Annotated in this window: 15 protein-coding genes and 1 pseudogene; 12 read left to right on the plus strand and 4 right to left on the minus strand. The window is 49.2% G+C overall.

What is annotated here, in order from left to right:
* The first annotated feature begins 59 nt into the window (after positions 1–59).
* The 9 genes from C1A10_RS12800 to C1A10_RS12840 all read left to right on the plus strand — a co-directional run bounded on the left by C1A10_RS12800 (position 60) and on the right by C1A10_RS12840 (position 9,286).
* Positions 60–734 (plus strand): response regulator transcription factor, encoded by a 675-nt coding sequence (locus tag C1A10_RS12800; protein WP_101910631.1) that lies wholly within the window; start codon positions 60–62, stop codon positions 732–734.
* Entirely contained in the window at positions 718–2,268 is a 1,551-nt protein-coding gene (locus C1A10_RS12805; protein WP_101910632.1) for a sensor histidine kinase, read from the plus strand. Before C1A10_RS12800 ends, C1A10_RS12805 begins: the two co-directional genes overlap by 17 nt.
* 159 nt (positions 2,269–2,427) lie before the next feature.
* The gene (locus tag C1A10_RS12810) at positions 2,428–4,062 is read left to right on the plus strand and encodes an efflux RND transporter periplasmic adaptor subunit (protein ID WP_101910633.1); all 1,635 of its coding nucleotides are present in this window, start codon (positions 2,428–2,430) and stop codon (positions 4,060–4,062) included.
* Positions 4,059–5,408 carry an ABC transporter permease gene (locus C1A10_RS12815; protein ID WP_101910634.1) on the plus strand — a complete coding sequence of 450 codons (1,350 nt, stop codon included), beginning with the start codon at positions 4,059–4,061 and terminating at the stop codon, positions 5,406–5,408. Before C1A10_RS12810 ends, C1A10_RS12815 begins: the two co-directional genes overlap by 4 nt.
* 5 nt (positions 5,409–5,413) lie before the next feature.
* On the plus strand, positions 5,414–6,088 hold the full coding sequence (locus C1A10_RS12820) for a hypothetical protein (protein WP_101910635.1): 675 nt from the start codon (positions 5,414–5,416) through the stop codon (positions 6,086–6,088).
* Positions 6,088–6,771: an ABC transporter ATP-binding protein gene (locus C1A10_RS12825; protein ID WP_101910636.1), complete on the plus strand. Its 684-nt coding sequence runs from the start codon at positions 6,088–6,090 to the stop codon at positions 6,769–6,771. Before C1A10_RS12820 ends, C1A10_RS12825 begins: the two co-directional genes overlap by 1 nt.
* A 212-nt stretch (positions 6,772–6,983) precedes the next feature.
* Positions 6,984–8,321 carry a sodium-dependent transporter gene (locus C1A10_RS12830; RefSeq protein WP_278309130.1) on the plus strand — a complete coding sequence of 446 codons (1,338 nt, stop codon included), beginning with the start codon at positions 6,984–6,986 and terminating at the stop codon, positions 8,319–8,321.
* Between the two features lie 95 nt (positions 8,322–8,416).
* Positions 8,417–9,052 (plus strand): cytidylate kinase-like family protein, encoded by a 636-nt coding sequence (locus tag C1A10_RS12835; RefSeq protein ID WP_101910637.1) that lies wholly within the window; start codon positions 8,417–8,419, stop codon positions 9,050–9,052.
* An 18-nt stretch (positions 9,053–9,070) separates the two neighbouring features.
* Positions 9,071–9,286 carry a DUF3006 domain-containing protein gene (locus C1A10_RS12840; RefSeq protein WP_101910638.1) on the plus strand — a complete coding sequence of 72 codons (216 nt, stop codon included), beginning with the start codon at positions 9,071–9,073 and terminating at the stop codon, positions 9,284–9,286.
* A gap of 1,374 nt (positions 9,287–10,660) precedes the next feature.
* On the opposite strand, the gene C1A10_RS12845 is transcribed toward C1A10_RS12840, so the two are convergent.
* Both C1A10_RS12845 and C1A10_RS12850 read right to left on the minus strand, forming a co-directional pair.
* Positions 10,661–11,278, minus strand: coding sequence for a DedA family protein (locus tag C1A10_RS12845; RefSeq protein ID WP_101911662.1), 618 nt, complete (start codon positions 11,276–11,278; stop codon positions 10,661–10,663).
* 86 nt (positions 11,279–11,364) lie between these two features.
* Positions 11,365–13,656, minus strand: a complete 2,292-nt coding sequence (locus tag C1A10_RS12850; RefSeq protein WP_101910639.1) for an anaerobic ribonucleoside triphosphate reductase — start codon at positions 13,654–13,656, stop codon at positions 11,365–11,367.
* Positions 13,657–14,038: 382 nt separating this feature from the next.
* On the opposite strand from C1A10_RS12850, the pseudogene tnpA reads away from it, so the two are divergent.
* A pseudogene (gene tnpA, locus C1A10_RS12860) lies at positions 14,039–14,503 on the plus strand (IS200/IS605 family transposase).
* 106 nt (positions 14,504–14,609) lie between these two features.
* On the opposite strand, the gene C1A10_RS12865 reads toward tnpA, so the two are convergent.
* Positions 14,610–15,302 (minus strand): GntR family transcriptional regulator, encoded by a 693-nt coding sequence (locus C1A10_RS12865; RefSeq protein WP_101910641.1) that lies wholly within the window; start codon positions 15,300–15,302, stop codon positions 14,610–14,612.
* 85 nt (positions 15,303–15,387) lie between these two features.
* Positions 15,388–16,059 carry a GntR family transcriptional regulator gene (locus C1A10_RS12870; RefSeq protein WP_101910642.1) on the minus strand — a complete coding sequence of 224 codons (672 nt, stop codon included), beginning with the start codon at positions 16,057–16,059 and terminating at the stop codon, positions 15,388–15,390.
* Between the two features lie 520 nt (positions 16,060–16,579).
* On the opposite strand from C1A10_RS12870, the gene C1A10_RS12875 reads away from it, so the two are divergent.
* Together C1A10_RS12875 and C1A10_RS12880 are read left to right on the plus strand one after the other, a co-directional pair.
* Entirely contained in the window at positions 16,580–17,347 is a 768-nt protein-coding gene (locus tag C1A10_RS12875; RefSeq protein ID WP_101910643.1) for an IclR family transcriptional regulator, read from the plus strand.
* 56 nt (positions 17,348–17,403) lie between these two features.
* On the plus strand, positions 17,404–18,474 hold the full coding sequence (locus tag C1A10_RS12880) for a sialic acid TRAP transporter substrate-binding protein SiaP (protein ID WP_207654732.1): 1,071 nt from the start codon (positions 17,404–17,406) through the stop codon (positions 18,472–18,474).
* Positions 18,475–18,512: the final 38 nt, after the last annotated feature.

Here is an 18,512-nt window from a genome sequence, read left to right on the forward strand (position 1 = left end):
TTTTGCACACAATTTTACCTCATACTGAAAAGAACAACTTGACAGGACAGGTGAGCGTAATGGACAGTAAAATTCTGGTGGCGGAAGACGAAGCAAAAATCAGGCAGCTGGTGGCAAGTTATCTTGTGCGGGAGGGCTTTAAAGTCATTGAAGCCGCGGACGGGGAAGAAGCGGTCAAGCGCTTTGAGGACAACGAGGATGTCGTCCTTGTGATGCTGGACGTCATGATGCCCAATAAAGACGGATATGACGCCTGCCGGGAGATCCGGAGCAAGTCGGACGTTCCGATCCTGATGCTGACGGCGCGGGACAGCGAGGTGGACGAACTGGCCGGATTCCGCATGGGGGCCGATGAATATATTGCGAAACCTTTTTCCCCGATGATTCTGGTGACAAGGGTCAAGAATCTGCTGCGCCGCACCACCTCAAATGATATGAGCGATGTTTCGGTAGGCGGTATCAAAGTGCTTTACCGTGAACGCACGGTGCTGGTCGATGATAAAAAGATCATTACGACACCTAAGGAGTTTGATCTGCTTTATTACCTGATTAAAAACACGAACATTGTTCTGACAAGGGATCAGATCATCTGCACAGTGTGGGATATGGATTATAACGGTGATGACCGGACGGTTGACACCCATATCAAATGCCTGCGCGCTAAGATTGGCCGCTACTCCAAAAATATTGTGACAGTGCGAAAGGTTGGTTACAAATTTGAGTGGCTGGAATAAATGGGGAATCCGGCGCAAGCTGTTTTCTGTCATCATTCTGATTCTGCTGTTTAATGTTGTGGTTTTGCTGGTGATGGGTTCCACCCTGTTTGCCGGCTTTTATCAGTCCAATAAGATCGGGGAGCTGAAGAAAAGCGCAAATCAGATCCGGCAGGCTTATCAGCAGAACAGCGAGACGTTTTATGACGAAATCAGCCTCATCGAAAACGAAAACACTCTGGTCAGCGTTTTTTCCGTCGGAGACGACGGTTCCCTGAAAGTCCTTTACCATTCCCGCGCGGACAAAGGCGAGGGGCGCTCATCGGAAGTGCCGCGTGACCTACCGCCCATGGTGCCCAGCAATAAAATGGAGGAATGGAAAAAAGAACTTCTGACCCGGATTCAGGATCTGGATGAATCGTTCGATGTGCAGGGGTTTGGAGCGCGAAGCGGCAACGGACGCATGGACATCACCCTTGCCACCAGGCTGGATGCGAACCTCTATCTCTTCATGCAGACGCCGAAGGATTTTATCCGTTCCACGGCGGATCTGGCTGTCATCTATACGGCGCTTCTTTCAATCGGCATCCTGCTGATCGGGTCGGTCATCATTTACTTCGTGGTTGCGCGCGTTACAAAACCGATCCAGCAGATACAGAAGGTAGCCGGGCAGATAGCCAAAATGGATTTTTCCGACCGCTGTGAAATTAAAGGCGGCGATGAAATTGCCATGCTGGGGACCAGCATCAACCACATGTCCGAAGAACTGGAGGCCTCCATTGAAAAGCTGGTGGAAGCAAACCAGGTGCTGCAAAACGATCTTGTCCGCCAGCAGCAGACCGACCGTATGCGCCAGCAGTTTGTGGCGAATGTGTCCCATGATTTCAAAACGCCGCTGACGCTGATGATCAGTTATGCGGAAGCGATTGCCGAAAGCGCGCAGAATGACCATCTCCAGGAATACTGCGAAATCATTATCGGTGAAGGGAACAAGCTCTCTCAAATGGTGGGGCGGCTGCTGAACCTTTCCAAGCTGGAAAACGGCATTGACCAGGTGGAAAAGTCTATTTTTTGTTTAAGCGAAGTTTTCGATCAGGTCATTAACAATCAGCGCATTATAACGGAGCGGCAGAATGTTACCGCCAAAAAAGAACTGGACGAGGAGTTCATTGTATACGCCGATTATCAGAAGATCGAACAGGTCGTGACAAATCTGTTTGAAAATGCGGTGAAGTATACGCCCCCCGGCGGAACCGTTGTAATAGCCGCGGGCCGGCAGAACGGGAAATGCCATGTGTCTGTGATAAACACCGGAGACCATATTGCCGAGGAAGATCTGGAAAACCTGTTTGAAAGTTTTTACCGGGCGGATAAATCCCGTACAAGAGGCACCCAGAGCTATGGCCTTGGGCTGGCGATTGTGAAGGTTGTCATGGAGGCGCACGGGCAGCGTTACGGGGTGGAAAATATCGACAAGGGTGTAAAATTCTGGTTTGAACTGGAGCTTTCTGATCTGAATGATGAGGAACAGGATCCCCTCCACATCCTGGTTTGAGCGTAAAATCGCTGTTCAATTGAATCCGCGGGAGCCTTTGGGCACTCGCGGATTTTTTGTCGAACCCGGCACTGTTTCACACAATTCACACACAATGCGTCGTTACAATCGTCTCAAAGAATCAAAAGCGGACTGCACAAATGATAGGGGGATCTTGCGATGACGGAACAGCTTCGGAAGCTGCCGGTCAAAAAGCTGGCAATAGCGGCTGCCATAATCGGACTCAGCGCCTGTGTGCTGACAGCATTTACTTTTGGCGGGACCAAAAAAGAGGAAACACAGACGGTTTATAAAGAGACTGCCGTTCAGAAGGGCGATCTGACGGTGGGGGTCAGTGAGACGGGGTCTGCTACCATTAAGGCAGTTACAATTGATACGGAAATTGACGCCAAGGTGGAAAAGGTGCTTGTCAAGGCGGGACAGTCCGTAAAAAAAGGGGACGCGCTGATCCAGCTTTCCACCGAGGATTTGCAGGATGAACTGGAAACGCTCCAGTTGAGCTACGAAAAGCAGCAACTGTCGATTCAAAAAGCGGAGCTCGATCAAAAAGTTTCCGAACTGGAAGCAAAGTCTACCTTGGACAGCAGTATCCTCAAAGGGGAAACAGCCGATCAGTCCTATGAAATCACGCTGGATCAGGCGGAATATGAATATGCAAATGCTAAATCAGAGCTTTCGGAGCTTGGCGATACGCTGAATGACTATGAAAATGAACTGGACGATATGGATGATACCCTTAAAAAATACGCCCAAAACGCGGATGAGGCAAAAGCGGCCCTGATTGAGGCGCTGAATGCGGCAGACAGCAGTCTCGGCCTTTCCACAGGCTCATCCGACACCGATATCAGCGGCGCCTATGACGGAGTAACGGACAGCGACCTCGACTCCGAGACAATACGTGCCATCAAAAACCTTTACAGCAAATGGGAAAGCGCAGAAGACAAGTACGACGATTATAACGACGCTTACGACGAGAAAGAGGAAAGCCTCAAAGATAAGATTTCCTCTACGAAGAGCAGTATCAAAAGCAAATCCCTTTCGCTCAAAAGCCTCGAATCCAGCATGAAACTGGATGAAACCACGGCGGAAGCGGATAAAAACAGCAGCCTTGTCACAGCGGAGAATGCGCAGACCATTTACGATACAGAACTCGCGCAGAATGATATCAGCTTAAAAACCGCTCAACTGGAGCTGAAGGAAATTCAGAAGAATATTGATGAGTTAACTCCTTACTTAAACGGCGGAATCCTCACAGCCACCTGCGACGGGCTGGTCATGAGCCTTGGCTGTGAAGAGGGGGATGAGGTTTCCAAGGGCGCTACACTGGTTACCCTTTCCGACCCGCAGAATGCTTACGCGGTGGTCACCATTGATCAGGAGGACATTGCCGATGTGAAACTGGGCAACACTGCGAATGTTACATTCAGCGCTTACGAGGAACTTAAATTTACCGGCACCATCGATTCCATCTCCATTACGCCCGCGCGTTCGGGATCCTCAACCGTCAGCTACACCGTCAATGTAAAACTGGACGGCGATGCTTCGCAGATATATGAGGGGATGACCTGTGAAATCACCTTCATCACAAAGGAAGTAAAGGACGTTCTCTATGTTTCCAATAAGGCGATCATCAGCGACGGCGGCAAGGAATCTGTCAAGGTGAAAGGCTCGGACGGCGCGGTCGGACAGGTGGAAGTAACCACAGGATTTTCGGATGGGCGCAATGTGGAAATCAAGTCCGGCCTTTCGGAAGGGGACACCGCCCTGATTGAAAGCCAGGTGCAGACCAGATGAGACTGACGGAACTGCTGCATTTGGTATGGCTAAACATTACAGAAAACAAATTTAAGGTGATTCTAACCTCTCTTGGAATTATTGTCGGGGCCGCGACCATCGTGATGGTCATTGCCATCGGGCGCGGCGGTCAGGCGGACGTGGAAGATCAGTTTAAAAACCTTTCCGCCGGTGCAATCGATGTTGTATATGCCGGGCAGATTGACATGGACAACATGATGGCAGGCCCTGGAATGGGGGGAGGGATGCCGCCTGATATGGGGGGTGAACGCTCCTGGAGCAACCGTTCGGGCGGCAGCGGCCGGGCATCGGGCGGGGGACGTTCTTCCGGAGGTCAGATGGGCGGTATGGGAGGCACGTCCGCTCTAAGGAAGACGGTCACGCTGGACGAGGAAGATGTGGAAGATATTCTGCTCTTTGTACCGGATGTGGAGGCCGCTTCCATTTCCGCCTCCACAAAAACCAGTGTGACAGGCGGAAACCTTGAGGAAGAGACGCAATATACGGTAGCGGGTGTAAAGCCGGAATATCAGGACATGAGCAATCTGACCATGGCGATTGGGGACTTTATCACAGATGAAAACGACGGGAATGAGGAAAAAATCTGCATCTTAGGATACAGTCTGGCTTTGGAAATTTTCGATACGATTATGGAGGCCTACGACAGCATGGTTTACATAGACGGCAGGTCGTTCACAGTGAACGGGGTCCTTTCCCAGATGGGCTCGATGGCATCGGGAATCAGCCCCGACACGGCGATTTTTGTGCCTTACTCTACCGCGAAAAAATATGTGATGGGAAGCAGTATCAGCCCCCAGATCACCGTGATTGCCGGCGATGTCAACAAGGTGCCGGAGGTTTCGGAAAATATCGAGACCGTTCTGACGTCCAGCTATACAGGCTCAAGCTTTACCATTACCGATGCGGGAAGCAAAATGGAAGCCGCCGCACAGTCGGCAAAAACGCTCTCGATGCTGCTGATCGCGGTTGCCTCCATTGTGTTTATCGTAGGCGGAATCGGCATCATGAATGTGCTGTTTGTATCGGTGCAGGAGCGCACCCGGGAAATCGGGATTCTAAAAGCGCTTGGCAGCTCCAGACATGACATCCTGCTCGAATTTCTGTTTGAAGCCAACATGATCAGCACCTTCGGCGGCGTGGCCGGCATCGGGCTCAGCTTCGGGCTGCTGCCGCTTGTGCAGCAGTTCGGCATGCGCGTGGAGCCGTCGATGCAGGGCTGGATAATGGCTTTAGTGTTTGCTATCCTGACAGGGACGGTATTCGGATTTTATCCGGCCATGAAAGCTTCCAAACTAATTCCGATCGAAGCGCTGAACGCGGAGTGATGCATATGAAGAAAAAATGGCTGACAGTGGTTCTTACAGTACTCTTGATTTTTTCCGGCTGTTCTTCTGTCGAAGACGCTAAGACGGCTGTACTAAGCTGGATGGGGAAAGAGCAGACTGTCCGGCAGGAAACGGCGCTTGCCGAAGGGCAATATCAGATATCCGGGAAAATTAAAGAGATTCGGGGGAATGAGATGACCCTTGAACTGGGCGAGCTTGAAGGCTCCGGCAGGCAGAACTTTGACCGGGAAAAGGCGGAAGAGAGCGGCGGACAGAACCGTTCTTCCGGAAGGCAGTCAGCGGGCGAACCTGCTTCACCGTTTTCTGCGGAACAGGGAACTCCCCCGTCGGATACGCAGGGCGGTGACCTTCCTGAAATACAGGGGGATGCCCTTTCGGAGACGCAGGACGGGACGCGCTCCGGGAGCGGCAAGGGTGATTCAGCCGCCCGGCGGAGCGGCGCAAGCGGCAGCGGGCGGCAATCTTTCACAGCAACGTTTCAAAAATCGGGGGAGACAAAGATCTGTCTGATTCCGGTTAAAACGCCGGTATATGCGGCTGGCAATACAGGCACAAAACTGAGCTTCTCACAGCTGGAGGTCGGCGCCGTTATTACAGCCACTCTCCAAAAAAGCGATTCCGGTGATGATTACTTTATTTCCATACAGGTGGTGGGCTGATGGCTGAAACAAGTGAAAATATGATCGAGATGCGCGGCGTGTGCAAAGGTTATGACATGGGCGGCGCGCGGCTTGAGGTACTGAAAAATATTGACCTGACCGTCAAACGCGGACAGTTTCTGGCAATTCTGGGGCCGTCGGGTTCCGGAAAATCAACACTGATGAACCTGATCGGATGTATGGATCGGGCGGACCAGGGGGAATATATGCTGGACGGAAGCCCCATCCATACCTATAAGGACGATGAACTGACGGTAATCCGCAACCGGAAAATCGGGTTTGTATTTCAGAAATACCATCTGATCCCCAAGTATACGGTATTGCAGAATGTGATCATGCCGCTTCTGCTGAGGGGCATGAGCCATCGTCAGGCTGCGGCGGACTGCGCCGAAACGATCGCCATGCTGGGCCTGTCCGACCGCCTGACCCACCGGCCGAACGAACTTTCCGGCGGACAGCAGCAGCGGGTCGCAATCGCCAGAGCTTTGGTTGGGCATCCCGCCATCCTGCTTGCCGACGAGCCTACCGGTGCGCTTGATTCCGCGACAGGGCTGGAAGTTCTGGAGCTTTTCAGCAAACTCAACGAAATGGGCAACACGATTATTATGATCACCCACGACCTGTCGGTGGCCGCACATGCGAAGCGGACCGTTAAAATCATTGACGGGGAACTGTTTGAATAAGAATCTGCATAAGAAATGCAAGGCGGCAGTCAAAAGGGCTGCCGCTTTGCATTCCTTTAGGAAATACATCTGGACTTTTTGACGAAAATCGAATATGATAATAAAAGTGTCTTTGGGCGGAGGATTTTTCTCTGGATTCTCCCCATTATAACCGTTCTGAACGGCTGGGCGCATTCGTCCTGGCGTTCAGAGAAGTAATAGAGGTGTGTTGTGTGTCAAATGAAAAAAATTTAAATGGGCCGTCATCGGCCGGAAAGTTCGGGAGCAAGCTGGGGTTTATCATGGCTTCGGTCGGCTCGGCCATTGGCATGGGAAATATCTGGATGTTTCCTTACCGCACCGGACAATACGGCGGAGCGGCTTTTCTGGTTCCGTATTTTCTGTTTGTCGCTCTGTTCGGCTGGGTCGGCCTTTCCGGCGAGTTTGCGCTTGGGCGGCTGACGGGGACAGGCCCGATCGGGTCCTACGATTATGCCATGAAATCGCGCGGCAAAAGGGGTGGAAAATTCCTGGGTGCGATTCCGCTGTTCGGCTCTCTGGGAATCGCAATCGGATACTCTATCGTGGTGGGATGGGTGCTTCGTTCTCTGGCGGGTTCTGCGACAGGCGCAATTTTTCGGGGGGAATCCGCCGATTTTTTTGCGGAAATGACAGGGCCGTTTGGAAGTGTGCCGTGGCATTTTGCGGTAGTAGTTTTGACTGTGCTGATTCTTGCAGGCGGAATTGTCGGCGGTATTGAAAAAATCAATAAAATTATGATGCCGGCTTTTTTCATTCTATTTTTCATTATCGCGGTACGTGTTGCGTTTTTGCCGGGCACAGGCGCCGGCTATGCCTATCTGCTTGTTCCCAAATGGGACCAGCTCTTGCGGCCTCAAACCTGGATTATGGCTATGGGGCAGGCTTTCTTTTCTCTGTCCATCACAGGCTCGGGAATGATTATCTACGGCAGCTATCTTTCCAAAAAAGAAGATATCGTGCATTCTTCTATCCTCACCGCTATTCTGGATACGGCCGCGGCGCTGGTAGCCGGATTTGCCGTGATTCCCGCTGTGTTCGCTTTTGGGATGGATCCTCAGGCGGGGCCTCCGCTCATTTTTATCATTCTGCCGAAGGTATTTTCGCAGATGCCTTTGGGAGGCATGTTTGCCACGCTGTTCTTTGTTTCGGTGCTGTTTGCGGGTGTGACATCCCTGGTGAACATGTTTGAGGTCTGCACAGAGGCGGCTCAAAAGCATCTGCGTCTGGGCCGCATACCGGCGCTGCTGCTGGTGGGAACGGTGGTTTTCGCCGCTGGGGTTTTGATCGAGTATGAACCGTATATGGGCCGCTGGATGGATTTTATCACGATCTTTGTGGTGCCGGTGGGTGCCGTGTTGGGGGCCATCATGATCTACTGGGTGCTCGGACTTCCGAAAATTCAGGCGGAGCTTATGGCAGGACGCCAGAGGCCGCTTGGCAGGGCATTCGGCTTTTTCGCCAAATATGTCTATGTCATTCTTGCCGCGTCCGTGGTGGTGTTCAGCATTGCATACGGCGGAATCGGCTAAATCACTGCTTCTCGTTCTGCTCAAACGCTGTACAATTTTTGATAGCTGGTATATAATAATATTGGAGTAAAAGTTGAATGAGGAGGGAAGCGGACATGACGGGAAAAACAGTCATCACGATTGGCAGAGAATTCGGCAGCGGAGGCAGGGAAATTGGAAAAAAGCTGGCGGAACGGCTACAAATCGCATTCTATGACAAAGAATTGCTCGAAGTAGCGGCGAAGGAAAGCGGAATTTGCAAGGAACTGTTTGAAAGCAACGATGAAAAACCGGTCAACAGCCTGCTGTATTCCCTTTCCGTGAACCCCTATTCAGTCGGAACAATTGCCGGCACATCGGATCTTCTTCCGATTAATAACAAGCTGTTTCTTGCGCAGTTTGACGCAATCCGAAAGGTCGCGCAGCAGCATTCCTGCGTCATTGTGGGACGCTGCGCAGACTATGCGCTGCGTGACGAGCCGGATTGTTACCACATTTTTATCCACGCACCGCTGCAGACACGTATCAAGCGCATTAAGGAACTCTATGAGCTGAGTTCGGGTGAAGCGAAAGATCTGATCCTGAAAACCGATAAAAAGCGCAGTGCTTATTATAACTCCTACGCAGACCACAAATGGGGAGAAATCGGCAATCATCACCTGGTGGCCGATAGCAGTATGCTTGGAATTGACGGTTGCGTTGAACTGATTATAAAATTTTTGGAACTTCAAAACAGATACAGATCGTTATAAAATCGATGGAGATATACAATGAGTTATATTATTGACCGGTTTGAGGGAGAGTTCGCAATTTGTGAAGACGAGACCGGTGTTATGCACGATATCAAAAAAACGCTTCTTCCTGCGAATGCGGTTGTAGGGGATTGCTTTGAGGAGATAAACGGTGCATATGTATTGGACCCTCAGGAAACTGTGCGCCGCCGCGAGACAATCCGTAGCAAGCTGGAATCCCTCTGGGAAGAATAGTGCAACCCTGTGAAGATAAGATAGAATACAGAAAAAAGTCCGGCATGAGCCTATTGTCATTTAGTTAAGCCCTATCCCAAACGAAAAAAAGCCCCCTGTCCATTTTTTAAAGAATGGACAGGGGGCTTTTTTATTATTCGCTTGTTTACGCACAATCATTATAGGGGTTATCGTCTTATGATTGAAATGATTGTATTTATTCTATTAAGTATGAGTTTAAAGGGCACCGTTAGGCTCAATATAATAGGAGCCGGAATTACTAACGAAGAGACATCGAGTAGTAAATCCTCAACTTATCAAGGCCTGTAACAAACGAACAGTACTTATATACTGCAATGTCACCACAGATATTTTACACAAAGAAAGTATCAGTCTTTACGATGGTATGATATATTATTAAAAAGTAAATAATCTGATGGGGAACGGGTATGAAAAAACTCTTAAAAAGAATTTTACTGGAATGGGTTATCATCATAAGTGTGTCGGCTATAACTAATTATATATATTCAACAATTAAAGGTAGAGAGTTTTCTTCCTCTTTTTTCTCATTTGGCCCCTTGTCTTCCATAATAATTTTGTGTGTTGTCTTTACAATTGTTGATATTATAAAATATTATCGGGGAAAGCTATAAACTCCGCAAAATAAGCATACTGTGGAGTTTATCTTTGTCTCATTATACCCCCTAAACCTGTTCTCTGGAAGAGGCCGGGGCGCGTAACCTCGCAAAAGCCAACGATAACCGCGCCAGTGGAGCCGGTTTTGCCGTAGAATGAAGCGGACGGTCAAGGGCTTAAGGGTGGAGATTTTCCCGCGTTCTTCTCCTTGAAGTTCTGACCATTCAAGATAGTATTGAATCATAAAAAAGCAAGAACAGTTTAAGGCTGAACTTGCTTTTATTATATAATCGGCCGATAATCCTTGTATGGCCAAATCACAAATCTATAGTTTGAGTCCCTTAACTTAATAGCCCGTAAACAATGCGCGGCACTGATTTTCTATATGGAAATTAATTATATTTCAGACGTTGACTATACTTGTTGAATATCTGCGGATGACCTTAGATATCGGTTGACTGTGAAAAGCGGGGGGATCGCCCCCTGTTTTTTTAGTTACTGGTCATGCCGCAACACGATAGATAAATCCAACAAAAGATTTGGTCCTTATGTTGTGTGGGTCTCTGCGACCGGGCCCCGTACTGGTTCGGTGTACCTGCTGATGTCCTGCATGAGCTTCCTGCCGGTCTCCTGCGGGTTGCGGTAGAACTCCTTGCAGAGGTAACTTAATAAACATACGGCACAAAAAGAATAGTTAAGGAACAAACTTGAAAGTTTGCTCCTTAACTAAATGACATTGGGCATGAGCCGGGCTTTTTTCTATTGTTTTTTGAAATAACGTTTTTTGAGATACCAGGCGGCGGCAATCAGACCTCCCGCCGCAAGTACCAGCAGGGTTATCGTCGAATAGGTTCCGATATATCCGACGATTAATTCCCAGGAAGCGCCCGCAACGACCCCCAGCCAGACCAAAATCGTGTTCCAAACCAGACTGCCGGCGGTGGTGAAGAGCAGGAAAAGCCCCATCTGCATGTTCGCCATACCTGCCGGAATGGAAATTAAGCTGCGTACAATTGGAACGCAGCGGCAGAAAAAAACCGCACCGTTGCCGTGCTTTTCAAACCATTTGCATGCCGACGAAATATCTCCCTTTTTGAACCGGAGCAGTTTTCCAATCCAGCCATCCAGCCACTGCTCCAGCCGCTCAGGCGACAGGATGCGCCCCACACCGTAAAGAATCAGCGCACCGGCCAAGGAACCAAGCGTGGCCGCAATGACCACCGCCCAGACGTGCATCTCCGAGTAGGTCGTCATAAACCCGCTGAACGTCAGAATGACTTCGGAAGGGATGGGCGGAAAAATATTCTCGACCGCAATCAGCAGAAAAACCCCTATATAGCCAAACTGATTGATTGTTTCCAGAATCCATTCCTGCAAATAAAGCACTTCTTTCCTGATAATACAGTAAACTTCTGCGGCATTTCTCTTTTATTTTACCAGATAAACCGCACAACATGCGGATTTTATTCGCAGCCGCAGAAAACCGGCATGCCGGGGAATTTTTTGCGCAGCTCGCGGAGCTTTTCCGCGGGAACCGCTTCGCCGTCCCGCCGTCCGCAGCGCGGGCAGATTTCGTCAATGATCCCCGTGTAGCCGCAGACCGGGTCGCGGTCGACGGGATGGTTTACGGAACCGTAGCCAATGCCCGCGTCTTTCATGCAGCGAATGACCGCTTCAAAAGCCTCCAGATTTTTGCTCGTGTCACCGTCCAGCTCAACGTAGCTGATGTGGCCGGCATTGGTAAGCGCATGATAAGGTGCCTCCAGCCGGATTTTATCAAAAGCGCCGATCGGGAAATAGACAGGGACGTGGAACGAGTTGGTATAGTAATCCCGGTCGGTAACACCCGGAATGGCGCCGTAAAGATCCCGGTCGATCCTGACAAACCGTCCGGAAAGCCCTTCTGCCGGGGTTGCGAGCAGGGTAAAGTTCAGCCCGTTTTTTTCCGATTCCTCATCCATGCGGCGGCGCATGTAGCTGATGATTTCAAGCCCAAGCTTCTGGCTTGCTTCACTTTCGCCATGATGTTTTCCGGTAAGCGCTTTAAGCGTCTCTGCCAAACCGATGAACCCCATGCTCAGGGTTCCGTGTTTCAGCAGTTCGCCCACACAGTCATCGGCGCCAAGCTGCTCGGAATCAATCCAGACGCCCTGCCCCATCAGGAAGGGGTAATTGCGCTCTTTCTTGGAACATTGAATTTTAAAACGGTGGAGCAGCTGGCGTGTAACAAGCTCCATCCGTTTATCCAGAAGCTCATAAAAGCGCTTCAAGTCCCCTTTTGACTCAATGGCAATCCGCGGCAGGTTGACAGAAGTAAAGCTCAGATTCCCGCGTCCGCAGGTTACTTCGCGCGACGGGTCATAGTGGTTCCCCATTACGCGGGTGCGGCATCCCATGTAAGCAATTTCCGTATTATAATCGCCGGGCTTGTAATAAGCGAGGTTAAACGGCGCGTCAATAAAGCTGAAATTCGGGAACAGACGCATGGCGGAAGTTTCCATCGCCAGCTTAAACAGGTCGTAGTTGGGGTCTCCCGGATTGTAGTTGACGCCCTCTTTTACCTTAAAGATCTGAACCGGGAAGATCGGGGTTTCCCCGTTCCCAAGACCTGATTTGGTGGCAAGCAGCAGGTTGCGGATGACCATACGGGCTTCGGGTGAGCAGTCGGTCCCATAGTTGACCGAAGAAAAAGGAACCTGCGCACCCGCACGGGAGTTCATGGTGTTCAGGTTATGGATAAATGCCTCCATTGCCTGATAGGTCGAGCGGTCCGTCTCTGTGAGAGCAATTTCCAAAGCGCAGCGGTGAGCATCCGCCGCCTGTTCCTCACTGATCGTCTGAAACCCGTTTTCGCGCTGGTGGCAAGGCAACCAGCCTGCAAGCCGGATTCCGTACTGCTCCGCGTTGCCGATAGATAATTTTTCATCTACCCCGACTCTTACAGCAGCCGCAAGTGCGGAGGCATCGGAAAAGGGCATGTCCATCTTAAAGCGGAAATACTGTGCCAGAGCTTTGAAATATTCCTTTTCAAAGGTTTTCGCTACGCCGGGTGCCATGGAATAATCAAAGTTCGGGATGCTCTGGCCGCCATGCATTTCATTCTGGTTTGCCTGAATGGCAATGCAGGCGAGCGCGGAATAGCTGATGATGCTGTTTGGCTCCCGCAGATACCCGTGCCCTGTGGAAAAGCCGTCTTTAAACAGCTTGAGCAGGTCGATCTGGCAGCAGGTTTCTGTGAGCATATAGAAATCCTTGTCATGGATATGAATATCACCGTTGATGTGGGCGGCGGCGATGTCTTTTGGAAGAATATAGTTGTCAATAAAATATTTAGAGCCTTCGGAACCGTATTTCAGCATGGTGCCCATAGCGGTATCGGCATCAATATTGGCGTTTTCCCGCTTGATATCTGCATCTTTGGCATAGGCAAAGGTGAGTTCTTTATAAATATCCATCAGGTTGGCTTCCGACTGACGAATTTTGTTGTGTTCAGCACGGTATAAAATATAGGCCTTTGCTGTTTTCGCAAAGCCGGCGGCAATCAGCGCCTCCTCCACTTTATCCTGTACCTGCTCCACAGTGGGGACGTCAGCATCCGAAAAGCATCCAGTCACTTTATTGGTCAGGATGGTCAGGGTTCTCGCGGGAATCGTCTCATCGGCCACCGCAATGCTCGCTTTATGAATCGCTTCCCGGATTTTGCCGGGATCGAACGGCACAATTTCTCCGTTACGTTTTTTAATCGTCTCTACCATTCAACATCATCTTTTCTGTCTAATCATTTTTTTAACCTTTTCCCATTCTACTTTATATAGTTCGTGATGTCAACAGGACAACTAGATATAGTACAGCGTGCGTTTTGCTTTTTGGCCGGAAAAACAGAGGAAGCCAGCGCCTTTGCAGCACAGGCAAATAAAAAGTTTTTTATATCCACAGAAAACTTTATCCGAAAGAAAGCAGAATCCATCGGTAGAAGGCCGGGGGATTCTGCTTTCTTATTGTCGTACGAAAACTCCTGGCTGTGCCGGGAGTTCAAAAAAGCTTTAGCGATGAGTATAGCAAAAAACCTCCTTTTGATATAATGAAGCTGCGGTCTGCCAACTGCAACGAGACATATCAAAAGGAGGAACATTCGACATGAAGACGAATGATATAGATAGTTTAAATCATACGAGCTGAAATTGCAAATACCATATAGTGTTTGCCCCAAAGTATCGAAGAAAAGTAACATACGGAAATATGCGGGCTGAGATAGGAAAAATACTGAGGGAGTTATGTAACTGGAAACAGGTGGAGATCATAGAAGCGGAGGTGTGTCCGGACCATATACACATGTTGGTGAAAATACCACCAAAGATGAGCGTTTCCGGATTCGTAGGATTTCTCAAAGGAAAGAGTACCTTGCTGATATTTGAGCGGCATGCGAATTTGAAATACAAGTATGGAAACCGGACATTCTGGTGCAGGGGCTATTTTGTGGATACGGCAGGGAAGAATGATAAAGCAATAGCCCAATATATCAAAAATCAACTGGAAGAAGATCAGGTTGAAGACCAGATGACACTCAAGGAGTACGTAAACCCGTTTACGGGTAGCAAGTAACAAACTTTTGCAATTGGCAGACCGTACCAGCGCCTTGAGGCGCAGCTAGTAAAACAGGGCTTTGCCCGCATATGGAGAACCCCCGGCTTTGCCGGGGGGTAACTATTTATTCGTGTTCATCTTCTGCTTTTTTCGTAAAACAATCCGCAAATTTGGTGTAAATCCGATCTCCAAGCCGTTTGATGCCGCCGTAGAGGTGACGCCGTATCAAAGGTTCAATCAGGTCGACGTCCTTATCGCAGATAGCCCGCAATAAAGCAACATGCTCTTCGTAGATTTCCTGATAGTTTTGCACGGCAACAATGTCCAGCATCCTGAAACGCATATAGTGAACCTGCATGCGCTGAATTAACTTCCACAAAGATTCCTTATGAACGTACGAGAACCAGATACCATGGAGAGCAGAGTCCAGCGCGTAAAAATCGTGAGGGTCGATTTCGCCGGACAGAAGAACCTCCTGCCTGTGGATCGCCGCCTTTACTTTTTCGATTACAAAGGGATCGCATTCCCGAATCATGTCACGAACCACCATTGTTTCAACGGCGACACGCATGTAAATCGATTGTTCTATCTGGTCAAAGTCCAGCAGAGAGGCAGTGGTGCTTTTATAGGGAATGATGGTCAGCAGCCCGGCATCCTTGAGGCGCTGAAATGCGGCACGTACAGGTGTGCGGGAGGCGTTAAAGCGCACGCAGATTTCACTTTCGGAAATCTGCTGGCCAGGTTTGATCGTAAGATTCAATATTTCCTCTTTCAGCACGGAATAGATCGATTTGCTGGTTGCTCCAATCGCATCCATATCTGCCCTTTCCGGCCGGAATTGTATCCAACCTTTGTTTTCCTACATATTAGCATTATGCTTTATAAAATGCAAGTCCGTACTCTTATTTCTGTGCAAAATAATCATGAAATTCCGTATAAAGACGGCTGCCAAGCCTTGTGATGCCGCCGTAAAGATGCCTGGTAAGCAGCGGCTCAATCGCGGGTGCATCTTTCCGGGCTATGGCGTCGAGCATTTCCCGGTGTTCCGAAACGATTTCAGCAAAATTGTGCACTTCAACAATATCCATCATGCGGAAGCGGGAATAGTTGCTCTGCGCTTTTTGAATCATGTCCCATAAATACGGCTTTTTTGTTTCATAGAACCAGATTTCGTGCAGCTGGCTGTCCAGGTCATAAAAGTCGCTTACCTCAAAATCCCCATCAATTAAAAGCTCCGACCTGCGAACGGTATACCGGATATTCTCCAGCAGCATGGGATTGCAGAGTTTCATAAAATCCCGCAGGACCATGGTTTCCACAGCAACCCGCTGGTAGATGATCTGATTGATAATGTCAAAATCAAGCAGCGTCACAGCGGTTCCCTTATAAGGAATAATGGTTACCAAACCGTTTTCCTGCAGACGCTGAAGAACACTGCGGATAGGGGTACGGGATACATGGAACCTGCCGCAAAGCTCGTTTTCGCTCAGGGAAGTCCCCGGTTTGATCACCAAATCGATAATTTCCTTTTCAAGAATCTGATAAATTGCATCACTGTTTGTATTCGCGTCCATACCGATCCCTTCCCGCCTTCAAAAATCAATTAGTCATTATTATAGCATGAGGGTACTTGGAATTCCAGCTTGGAATCAGAGTTTTTACCTGTATACAAATTCCGGATGTCAATTAAGTTCAAAATTGTTTGTTCTGTGTAAAATGCGTATATAGACATGTATACAGATGACTCTGCGCAGGTGGCGGTCTGTTGCATGATAAAGCATCTTTTCAGTATCGTGCAAAAGAATTGGATTATACGGATTTGTTTAAATTGTTTCGGATAACAGAACATATTTCTAAAATTCGAGTTTATTGTTCTCTATATCAGAACAATGAATTAAAAAAAGCGCTTTTTGTTCTCTATTAGAGAATCGAGTCTGTAATCTGACCAGATTTAAAAATTACAATTGTGATAGGATACAAGATTATGTTTGACACCTTGAAAAATTAGGTGACTATTTGCTATAATACAATTAGAAATTAAGAACAAAGTTCTCTAATGGAGAACGACGTTTCTCGACAAGAACGGAGGCTGCTATGGATCAGGAAGACTCAAAAGTAAAATCCCTTGCAAAATCACTTCGCATATTGGAATGTTTTACTGTTCAGCAGCCGGAGCTTGGAATCACACAGATCAGTGAGCTGCTGGGCGTCAATAAAAGCAATGTGCACAACATCATGTCGACCTTTCAGCAGTTTGGGTACGTTGAACACCTGCCAAACGGGAAATACTGTCTGGGACTGAAAATGCTGGAATACTCCTTTATTATTAACCAGCATCTTGGATATCCTAAAGCTGTCTACGATATTTTGGATGATATCGCAAAGCAGACGGATGAAATTGTTTATTTCGGTTTGCCGCGCGGAACCAATGTGCTTTACCTGTATGTGGTGCATCCCCGCTCCAAAATCGGGGTTTTGCCATACCGGGACATCCTCGGCGAAAAAGCGCCGCTGTTCTGTACCGGGATCGGCAAGGCAATGCTGGCGTTTATGCCGCAGGATGAATGGCCTCAGCGGATTCCGACGGAAAGGCGGGCATTTACGCCCAATACCATGCTGGAGTATGACCGGATTCTGGAGGACTTGAAACGTACCCGCCGCCGCGGTTATGCAATTGACAACGCGGAGCGTGATCTCGGTGTCCGCTGTGTGGGGGTACCGGTTTTCAATACACACGGACAGCTGGTGGCGGGAGTAAGCACATCCGGCCCGTCGTCGACGATGACAGACGAAATGCTGCTTCGGTGCTCAAAAATTTTACAGGAAGCTTCACTCCGTATGCGGGAACGCATCTATAACTAGGTTCGGACGCCGAACGAAACGGCGTGATCATATGAGACTATTAGGAGGAAAAGTTTATGAAAAAAGTTTTGTCAATGTTGCTTTGTGCCGCAATGACGGCGACACTCTTTACTGCGTGCGGTTCTTCGGGTGCCGCATCCAGTTCCGCACCGGCTTCTTCCGGGGCGCCTGCCGCATCGGAGGCGGCGTCTCCCGCGGCTTCCGAGCCCGTCAACCTGGTTTTCTCCATCACGGCAGTTCCGGGCGACGCGCATGCCGACGCACAGAAGATTTTTAAAGAAACTGTGGAGAAGGCATCCAACGGCAATATTACGGTGGAATGCTATGATTCCGGCTCCCTGTTCAATCAGGATACGGAAACAGCGGCAGTGATTGCGGGCGATTGCGACCTCATCTATTCCAGCGCATCATGGCTGACCACAAATTCACCGTGGGTTTCGATGTTTACCGCAGGCTATATGTTTAAGAGCTATGACCATATGACGAAAGTCCTGAACGGTGATATCGGAAAAGAAGCATTCAAAAAAATCGGCGACGAACAGGGGATCCTGCCGCTGGGCGCATTTTATCTGGGCACCCGCCAGGTCAGTCTTTCCGCAGATAAGGAAATCAAAACGCCTGCCGATCTGAACGGCGTGAACCTGAGAATGCCGAACTCCGACGCGTGGGTATTCCTTGGCAAGGCAATGGGCGCCAACCCGACCCCGATTGCGTTTAACGACCTGTATCTGGCGCTTCAGACCGGTACCGTGGATGGCCAGGACAACCCGCTGCCGACCGTGGAATCCGCAAAATTCTATGAAGTACAGAAATCCATCACCCTGACAAACCATCTGGTCGACAGCGTTTGGCCGACCATCAACAAAGCGAAATGGGATTCTCTGACTGATGAGCAGAAGGGCTGGGTCATGGAAGGCGTGGAAGCCGCCCGTAAGTACTGCGACGAAACCAATGTTGCTAAAGAAGAAAAACTGGTTGAGTTCTTTAAGGAAAAAGGCCTGAAAATTTACAATGCGGATATTGACGCATTCTCCAAGCAGGTTCTTGACAAATATCTTGAAAACAAAGAAATGACGGATTCCTGGGATATGGACCTGTTCCAGAAAATTCAGGATATGGCGAAGTAATTTTATAAACAAACAGAATCCGGTTAAAAAGCAGGGGA

The sequence above is a fragment of the Marasmitruncus massiliensis genome (genome assembly GCF_900186535.1).
GTDB lineage: Bacteria > Bacillota > Clostridia > Oscillospirales > Ruminococcaceae > Anaerotruncus > Anaerotruncus massiliensis_A.

Coding starts and splice junctions, on each gene's coding strand:
- C1A10_RS12800 (WP_101910631.1), top strand. CDS start 60: ATGGACAGTAAAATTCTGGTGGCGGAAGACGAAGCAAAAATCAGGCAG.
- C1A10_RS12820 (WP_101910635.1), top strand. CDS start 5,414: ATGAAGAAAAAATGGCTGACAGTGGTTCTTACAGTACTCTTGATTTTT.
- C1A10_RS12815 (WP_101910634.1), top strand. CDS start 4,059: ATGAGACTGACGGAACTGCTGCATTTGGTATGGCTAAACATTACAGAA.
- C1A10_RS12810 (WP_101910633.1), top strand. CDS start 2,428: ATGACGGAACAGCTTCGGAAGCTGCCGGTCAAAAAGCTGGCAATAGCG.
- C1A10_RS12870 (WP_101910642.1), bottom strand. CDS start 16,059: ATGGACGCGAATACAAACAGTGATGCAATTTATCAGATTCTTGAAAAG.
- C1A10_RS12880 (WP_207654732.1), top strand. CDS start 17,404: ATGAAAAAAGTTTTGTCAATGTTGCTTTGTGCCGCAATGACGGCGACA.
- C1A10_RS12835 (WP_101910637.1), top strand. CDS start 8,417: ATGACGGGAAAAACAGTCATCACGATTGGCAGAGAATTCGGCAGCGGA.
- C1A10_RS12825 (WP_101910636.1), top strand. CDS start 6,088: ATGGCTGAAACAAGTGAAAATATGATCGAGATGCGCGGCGTGTGCAAA.
- C1A10_RS12865 (WP_101910641.1), bottom strand. CDS start 15,302: ATGGATGCGATTGGAGCAACCAGCAAATCGATCTATTCCGTGCTGAAA.
- C1A10_RS12840 (WP_101910638.1), top strand. CDS start 9,071: ATGAGTTATATTATTGACCGGTTTGAGGGAGAGTTCGCAATTTGTGAA.
- C1A10_RS12850 (WP_101910639.1), bottom strand. CDS start 13,656: ATGGTAGAGACGATTAAAAAACGTAACGGAGAAATTGTGCCGTTCGAT.
- C1A10_RS12875 (WP_101910643.1), top strand. CDS start 16,580: ATGGATCAGGAAGACTCAAAAGTAAAATCCCTTGCAAAATCACTTCGC.